Raw genomic sequence first — 7,569 nt, 5'->3', positions numbered from 1 at the left:
CTGCTGCCCCCGACGCGCCACCGCGATCGTCCAAGCCATCCTCGCCCTACATCACGTCCAGACCAGCCGAAACCCAGGATGAAAAGAGCTCAGTGGCGAGTAGGGCTCGCTCGTCCTCGCGCCGGTCCCCGAGTTGCGGCAGGAGTTCGTCGGCAAGTGCCTGGTGGAACACGCGTGTCGTGAGTCGGCCGTCTCCCTCGGGCCGACTCTGGAGGAGGTAAGCCGAGCCCGGTGACCTGCGAAGGGAATCGATTTCGGTCCGACTGATGCCGGTATACCCGAGCACGTCGGCAAACCGTACCCAGCGGTGATCGTCCACACCGGTACCGCGAGCATAAGCCAGGGCGCGTAGCAGTACCTCGGTCAGCACTTGTCGATCTTCCGGCAAGGTGTCCAGGTACTTCGTTAAGGCCTCACCGATCGTGGAGGGAATCGTGCGGGGATCAAACTCTCGATGCGCGGGGTCGACCGTCGTGGCGCGGTCGCCGAGTGCAGCCGCGGCGAGCGCCGCGACGAGGTAGTTGCGTGCCGCGCGGGCCGCGATGGCGGCCGCGAGGCGTTCAGTCAGCGCCGGGTCAGCGCGGTACAGCGCCCTCACACCTCCAGGGAGATCCGTAGTGAGGACACTCGCGGCGAAGGCCCTCAACCCGGCGAGGTCGAAGTAAGCGTCCGTGTCAAGATCGATCAGATTGCCACAATCCGGCGCGTCGACGCCGAGGCAGCGCAACAGCGAACCGACTCCGAACCGATCGTCGCGGGCCAGCGCGCGCGTCGCGACCATAACGCGAATGCGCTGTATCCGTGCCAGGGTAACCAGCAGTGCCGCGATGCTCCGCCGCTCAGCGCTACTGGCCGCCTCGTCGAGGGCGTCGACCGCAATGATCAACAGTGGCCCGTCGGTACCGGCCAGTGCACGTAGCAGCTGCCCTTCGTCATGCACCGCCGGAAGTCCGGCGAGCGAGCCGATGGCAGTAAGCACCTCGGTTCGGGTGATGCCGTGGCCGTGTATCGCAACGCCGCTGCTCGCATGCTCGGCCTCCAGGTCGAGGACGACGCGGGCAAGCAAGGCGGATTTGCCGGCACCTGGATCTCCGGTGACGACCAGTGGCTTTCCCTGTGACTGCGCGGCGGTCAGGAATCCGCGGGCGTGCCTGACGGCTAGACCGCGGCCGTGGAACAGGTCAGCGATGGCGATACCGCTGTGTTGTCCTCGTGACCGGCGGAGAAAGTGGTCACGAGCCTCCACACCAGCCATGATCCAACAGGCCGGTCTGTGGCGGGCGATTCCCTGCACCCCCGCTGAGCGATGCAGTTCCTCGTGCTTCTCCAACCACGGGCCATGATGCTCCGGCGGCAAGCCACATCCGATGAGAAAACCGATCAAAGACCTCCGCATAGGCGTCCGCTCGCCTTTCAGCAGGTTCCGCACGGTATTAGGGGCGATGCCTTCGCGGGCGGATCGGGTGGCTCGGCGGCTTCGTTTGGCAACCTCGAGCTGAGAATAGCCACAGGACTCCATCAGCTCGCGAAGACAATCGCCAAACTCCTGCGGCGTTCCCGCCCGTTCGGGGCCCTGCGGAGGCAAGACCCCCTCATCGCGACTCCCACTCACATTCACACCCTCCGGTCACCCGCTTTCCGCGATTTGCTGCGTACAGGATATAGACCAGGGCGATCTTCCCGCCTGAAGGCATCAGCCCAGCACGCCGCGCAATGTGCGCAATGCCCTTCCAGTTGCGCCGTTGCGCGGGCAGCGTTGCAGATGCCGGCGGAAAGCACCGCCAGGCAACGACCCGCAGACATTGGGAGCCATCGCATGGACACGCCTTCGGTTCGTGGTCTCTGGATCGCATACGTGCTTCTGCTGAGTATGATCATCGGTCTCGTCGGCGGAGCGCTCGCATACCTTGGCGGCGACAACCCCGCCAAGGCGATCATCGCCGGAGGTGCATCCTTCGCCGCGACCGTAGGGTTGGCCATTCTCACGTTGACCTTCCTCGCCGGGACGCGAGGTTCGGTGCCGGTTCGGTCTCCTCAGGTCAACGCTGCCAAATCCGGAAAGCGCGCTCGCCCCGCTCGGTGAGCATACGGCCGCATAGGCCATCAGCCCGGAACGGCTACAGTATGAGGTGCTACGACGCCGCATCCTCATCTGCCGCAGACATTGCTACGTCGCTGCTCTGACCGCCACTGCCGGCAGTCTCGGCGGCGGATGATCCTTATCGTGCAAAGGTGAAGATCCGGCCGCTCGGGGGCGGGCTGTCAGGTCGGCCGCGGAACAGGTGCACGCCCACTGAGAACAGTTCGTCGGGTGGCGCATCGAATGCCTGCTCGGTGAAGTCCACGCCGGCGAACCAGCGCCGCACCGCCGGGGTCAGGTCCGGAGGCCTACGTGTCCGGGTCCAGATCACCGTGGCTCCTGACGCGCACAGCCTCGGCAGTGAGGTGATCGTCGCTCGGGCGCTCTGGTCGCAGATGTTGCCCAGCACGCCGGCGAGGAGCACCAGGTCGGCCGGGACGGCGGTACGGTACGCGGCGAAGTCACCGGCGTCGGCACACCGGACGGTGATACCGCCGAGACCGGCCGCAGCGGCGTGCTTGCGTGCGGCTGCGGCGTTACGTGGGTCCTTTTCGATCAGTTCCGCCTGCACCCGGTCGGCGTCCGAGCGGTTGGCCAGCACGCCGATGAGGTCATGGCCCTGGCCCGCGCACACGCTGACGACTCGTAGCGTGGACTCCGACCGCCGGTCCAGCCAGTCGTCGATGTGGCGCTGCACGACCCGTAGTCGCCGCGACAACGCTGACGAGTCGTCGGCGTACGGCGAATGCCAGTCGTGCCAGTCCGTCGTCTCGGCCACCCGACGATCCTGCCAGACACATCCGAACCCTGCCGACCAAGACCACTTGCCCGCACCGAAACGCGCTACCCACAGCAATGGCACCTTGGCCCCGACGGTGCGCAGTCGTGCCGAGAAGAGTGCATCCCCCTTGAGGCGTTGCCACCGTGCCAGCACCCCTGGGGATCACTCTTCAACGTTCAGGGACGGACGGGCCGACTGTGCCGAACGGTATGCGCGTGCCAGGGTGGACGAAGTGGCGGCCAGCTGCGGACGGGACGGCAACCAGACGGTCTGAACGCCGAGTTGCTCGTTCATCGCAGCGAGCTGGTACTCGTGGCAAAGGTCCGCGGCCGTACGTAGGCCGCGGACGATGACCGTGGCGCCGCGGCGCAGGCAGTAGGCGGTGGTCAGGCCGGTCCAGGTGTCCACCTCGACATTGCCCCAGGCTGCCGGGATGGCGTCGCGTACGCGTGCGGCCCTGGTCGTGGCCTCGGCGGTTGGTCGCTTGTCGGCGTTCACCGCCAGCAACACGATGATCTGGTCGAACATCACCCGGGCACGGGCCACCAGGTCGTGGTGCCCTGGTGTGAACGGATCGAACGTCCCGGGATAGACCGCCAACGAACCGTGTACCGGCACCACTCCACGATCCGGCGCCGTCACCGCGACTCCAACCACATGGCCACGATCATCCCAGCCGCACATTTGCTGACCCGACTTTGGGTCTTGTCGCCACCGCCGACATCCTAATCTGCCGCCGAGCGTGCAGGCGGCTCGCCATCGCGCATCACGCTCCGAACGCCGGATCGCGCTGCCCGGCCCTCTGGCCGGTACGCGCTCGGCCCAGCAAGGCGCGCTCAGACTCGATCGAGTTCGATCGTGAGATGCCGAGGTGCCTGTACGCCGGCCAGGGCCCATGCCCAGCCGGGAAGGCTGAGAGCCTTGACGAAGAAGTCGTCGAGAGGCATGCCGAAGGACCACAGAACTCTGGACCCGAGTACTTCGGTTTCGGCGCTGGGTGTCCAGTGGAGCGTGCAGCGCAATTGCCAGATCGATCCCTGGTTGTCGGCCTCGATGAGCTGCCGGGTGAGATCAGCACAGAACTCACGCACGCCGTCGAAGTCAAATGTCCCGGTCTGGGCGAGGATCCCGTCGCCGTCCTCCTGGGGCGACACGGCGTCATCGGCCGGAACGGTGGCGAACCGACGGAAGACCTCGACCGTCCTTCGCACGTCGGCGGCGGAACCTCGCCCGGGGTGTACCCCGGCAAGGTCAAGCATCGACGTCAGCAGCGCCTCCGTCTCACTGATCAACACGATCTCATCATCCGCGTCGTTGCCAAGATCAGGCGTACTGATCTGCGGCCGAGAAGGTGCAGCGCTGGGGGCCTTCGTGGGCTGCCGTTCCTGGCGTGGGGAGCTGGCGGGTGGTTGCGGGCAGAATGCCTGCCAGCGTGATCAGCAGCACGAAGCTGGTTAGTGGTTGTTCCGGGCCGTTTGCCACGCCGCGCCGAGTAGCGCGAGTATCCGGTACAGCGCGTACAGCGCCCACCAGGTGGCCAGCGGCACGCCGATGAGGATGACCGCGCCGCCCAGGTAGTGGGTGCTTTCCAGCATCCAGCCACCGGTGAGCAGGACGGAGCCCACGACGACGGCCCAGGCCAGGATGCGGCCGGCTTTGGTCAGCGATATCCACAGACGGGCGTTGTCGGCGCCGTCTGGCTCCGTCGGGTCGCCGACCTGGGACTGCGCGGCGAGGCTGTCGATGTCCCGGGCGGCGGCCCGGTCGGTGGCGTGTGGCGACCCGCGCAGGACGGCGGAAAGGGCGTGCAGGTCGTCGTGGTGGCGAAGCTGTCCGGTCCGTGGATCGCCGAGTAGCGCCACGGCGTGCGGGAACCCGAGCAGCCATGCCTTGCCGTACCCGCGTCTCGCCCCGGTGGCAGCACCACGACTGTGCCGCCGTGCATGTCGGCGCGGTCCATGCGGTCGCCGATCACCCGTACGAGTTCCGTGCCGGCGATCGTCACCTCATTGTCGACGAGGGCGGTGGCATGGCTGAACAGCGTGACGAACTGGGCGTACGCGGCGAGGACCGCGAGCAGGCCCAGGACCGCGACTGCGGCGCCGAGCAGTTCGTGCAGTTGGGCCGTGACGCCGGTGAGCAGCAGGGCGGGGACGACAGCGAACAGGTACCAGCCGACGAAAAGCAGGAAGCGCCGCCGGTTCAGCCAGCGCCGCGTTCGCACGCCCCGCGCGCCAGTTGGGAAAACGGGGAGCGTTTTCCCGCCGTTGCGCCGTTGTCGAGCGTCCTCGCTCAGCAGCATCGCCTTGAGGCGGTGAACCCGAACCTCGAGGCGGTCACCGGCCAGACCAGCCAGGTCGCGGACGAACTGCATCTCCTCGATCTTCGGGTCGGTCAGGTCGAACAGCAGCACCGCCGGTCGCCCGTCCACGGTGGCCCGCAGGTCACTCGGCGCGTCGAGGCTGACGTCCGGGTCTGGCACCAGGTAGAGCGCGGGAACCGGCCGGCGGTGACCCCGCCCCTCGTTCTCCCGTTTCTTGATCACCACCGCTGAGATTTCGGCCCACCGCAGATCACGTCGGTACCGGCCGATCCGCACCGTCCAGCCGTCCCGGTCTACATCAACCTGAAAGCGCTGCAACGCGTACCGCAGAAAGCTGACCACCACGAGCAGCACGATCAGCGAGATCCCGCCGATGCAGAGCCGCCCGGACACCGAGCCGCGGACAGTGAACTGCAGGTTCACCAGATAAGCGTCGAATCCCACCAGCAACGCCGCGACAACCACCGCGAATACGCGAGAGCCGACTGGACGGCGCAGATACACCCACACATCATCAACGAACCAGGCAACTCCACCACGGCCCCGTCCTCCATGAACCGCACGGCAGCCCGGCGGCGAAAGCCGAAATAGTCGACCTCACGCCCGAGGTCTTCACTCTCATGCCGCGACAAGTGCATCGAGCGGTGAATTCGTCCCTTGACATCTTGCCCAAGATCGGGACACCCGCGACGAGGGCGCTGGATGCCGCCGGCTACACCGCGCTACGCCAGCTCGCGGATGTGTCGCGCGCGAGCTTGCCAGGTTGCACGGCGTGGGGTCGAAAGCACCGGACATCATTGAGGCCGCCCTCGAACAGCACAATCTGGGAATGGGCTGACGGCGGCCTGATGCGACGTGCCAAGTGGACCTCGACGCTGCATCTGCTGCGGACCGCGGGTGCGGCCTTCTGGGGCCGTCACGGTTGGGGCTTGACCCCTGCCGCACCGCGGATAAGGCTGCTCGGCTGGCCGTCTGGTGCTGCTCTCGGTCGGAGATGGTGTCCGGGTTACGCTGCGCGTCATGCCCTACGTGCCGGATCTCAATGCGGTGCTGACCGCCGGGTATCGCGTCGAGAGCGATGGGATCATCTACCGTGTCGAGCCGTACGAGCTCGGGTCGGTGTTGCTGCCGTCCGGCAAGGTCGTGGGGTGCGATCCGCTGGTGGCGCACACCACGCCGTTCGTTGACTCGGTGGCGCCCGGCCGGTATCCGCTACGGGCTTGGGTGGCGCTGTTGCGTGCCGACGGCGGCGAGTGGCAGCGACGGATCACCGCCCTGCAACTGACGGTGGTGGACGAGCCGATCGCGGCGTGGCGCATGGCGCTGCTTCCAGGTCAGGACGTCGCCTCACTCGGTGACGAGGACTTCTTCGGGTACGCGGTCGACGCGGGTACCGGGACGCTCGCCGACCAGGTCGCCATTGAGGCACTGCGCGCGTGGGACTTCGAGAGGGTCGATGAGGTCTTCATTCCGGCGCAGGTTCCGGACGACCCGATCGACGCCGTCGTTTCCGCGGTAGTGGAGGAACAGACCGGAGCCAACGTGTACGTCGTCGGCTCGGGATGGGGCGATGGCGTGTACGCAACGTACGTAGGTCATACCGCGGACGGGCGCACCGCCAGTTTCGTCACCGACTTCCGCGTCCTGCCGCTCGAATAGCCTCCACGTCGTCGCCCCGAAGGCACGAATTCGCGGGCACATATCCCCCAGGATCGGCTACACCCTCGTGCCGTGGATGGGGCGTTGCGTTAGATGACGGGGTGTGGTCGCGCTCGACGCGCGGCCGTGCCGAAAGCAGTGCGATGGCACAGCTACCTGGAGGACGAGCCGGAGAGCCACCACGGTTCGCCGATCGGAGCTACCTCCGGCTGTCCCGACGCGACGAGTGAACGTTGGTCAGTCGTCGCTATGAGTAGTGTGCCGTCGTCCGCAACATGGGCCGCTGCGATCGTGGCGCCGTTGAGGGTGAGCGCAGCGGTGAGCCAGGTGGCCTCGTCGTCAGCGGTGCCCCGAACACGGGAACCGGCCTCGACACACCAATCGGTGTCCAGGTAGAGGCGGCTTTTTTGCGGCGGCGTCGATCGATTGTCACAGAAGCCGAGATATAGCCATGCCTGGCGGAAGCCAACCTCCACAACGAAGCAGCCTACGAGTTGGTCAGGAGCCACGACTACATAGTGCCCGCCGATGGGAGGTCTGCGTACCCGGACTTCGCAGGCTACTCTCCACGAGATCATGTGCGCGCTTCCGCCGCATTCCGCGCGTCGGCCGACTGCGTGACGGAGGCTGAGTGAAGTGACCCCCTGAGGCCGGACACCTCCTGACTTGGCATCCTGCCGAGGAGGAGGAAGCGTTGTGGCTCGACAGAGTAAGTACCCCGAGGAG

Annotated in this window: 9 protein-coding genes; 2 read left to right on the top strand and 7 right to left on the bottom strand. The window is 66.6% G+C overall.

The window, feature by feature from the left end:
- Positions 1–46 precede the first annotated feature (46 nt).
- Positions 47–1,429: a hypothetical protein gene (locus ACIBMZ_RS30640; RefSeq protein ID WP_396699807.1), complete on the bottom strand. Its 1,383-nt coding sequence runs from the start codon at positions 1,427–1,429 to the stop codon at positions 47–49.
- Positions 1,430–1,816: 387 nt separating this feature from the next.
- On the opposite strand from ACIBMZ_RS30640, the gene ACIBMZ_RS30635 reads away from it, so the two are divergent.
- Positions 1,817–2,083, top strand: a complete 267-nt coding sequence (locus tag ACIBMZ_RS30635; protein WP_302739694.1) for a hypothetical protein — start codon at positions 1,817–1,819, stop codon at positions 2,081–2,083.
- Positions 2,084–2,219: 136 nt separating this feature from the next.
- Here ACIBMZ_RS30635 and ACIBMZ_RS30630 read toward each other — a convergent pair whose 3' ends face one another.
- The 5 genes from ACIBMZ_RS30630 to ACIBMZ_RS30610 form a co-directional block, all read right to left on the bottom strand.
- Complete coding sequence (locus ACIBMZ_RS30630) at positions 2,220–2,858, bottom strand: SAM-dependent methyltransferase (protein ID WP_396699805.1); 639 nt, start codon at positions 2,856–2,858, stop codon at positions 2,220–2,222.
- A 165-nt stretch (positions 2,859–3,023) separates the two neighbouring features.
- Entirely contained in the window at positions 3,024–3,503 is a 480-nt protein-coding gene (gene coaD / locus ACIBMZ_RS30625; protein WP_396699803.1) for a pantetheine-phosphate adenylyltransferase, read from the bottom strand.
- 194 nt (positions 3,504–3,697) lie between these two features.
- Positions 3,698–4,156: a hypothetical protein gene (locus ACIBMZ_RS30620; RefSeq protein ID WP_396699801.1), complete on the bottom strand. Its 459-nt coding sequence runs from the start codon at positions 4,154–4,156 to the stop codon at positions 3,698–3,700.
- 159 nt (positions 4,157–4,315) lie between these two features.
- Complete coding sequence (locus tag ACIBMZ_RS30615; RefSeq protein WP_396699799.1) at positions 4,316–4,456, bottom strand: hypothetical protein; 141 nt, start codon at positions 4,454–4,456, stop codon at positions 4,316–4,318.
- Positions 4,457–4,521: 65 nt separating this feature from the next.
- Positions 4,522–5,688, bottom strand: coding sequence for a hypothetical protein (locus ACIBMZ_RS30610; protein WP_396699797.1), 1,167 nt, complete (start codon positions 5,686–5,688; stop codon positions 4,522–4,524).
- 516 nt (positions 5,689–6,204) lie between these two features.
- On the opposite strand from ACIBMZ_RS30610, the gene ACIBMZ_RS30605 reads away from it, so the two are divergent.
- Positions 6,205–6,843 (top strand): DUF4241 domain-containing protein, encoded by a 639-nt coding sequence (locus ACIBMZ_RS30605; protein WP_396699794.1) that lies wholly within the window; start codon positions 6,205–6,207, stop codon positions 6,841–6,843.
- A gap of 152 nt (positions 6,844–6,995) precedes the next feature.
- Here the strand turns inward: ACIBMZ_RS30605 and ACIBMZ_RS30600 are convergent, their stop codons facing one another.
- Complete coding sequence (locus tag ACIBMZ_RS30600; RefSeq protein WP_396699792.1) at positions 6,996–7,319, bottom strand: hypothetical protein; 324 nt, start codon at positions 7,317–7,319, stop codon at positions 6,996–6,998.
- Positions 7,320–7,569: the final 250 nt, after the last annotated feature.

It is taken from the genome of Micromonospora sp. NPDC049900 (assembly GCF_044461025.1).
Classification (GTDB): Bacteria; Actinomycetota; Actinomycetes; order Mycobacteriales; family Micromonosporaceae; genus Micromonospora.
The sequence above is the reverse complement of the archived record's forward strand: the minus strand, read 5'-3'. Positions and strand labels throughout refer to the sequence as shown.

Coding starts and splice junctions, on each gene's coding strand:
- ACIBMZ_RS30635 (WP_302739694.1), top strand. CDS start 1,817: ATGGACACGCCTTCGGTTCGTGGTCTCTGGATCGCATACGTGCTTCTG.
- ACIBMZ_RS30615 (WP_396699799.1), bottom strand. CDS start 4,456: ATGCTGGAAAGCACCCACTACCTGGGCGGCGCGGTCATCCTCATCGGC.
- ACIBMZ_RS30605 (WP_396699794.1), top strand. CDS start 6,205: ATGCCCTACGTGCCGGATCTCAATGCGGTGCTGACCGCCGGGTATCGC.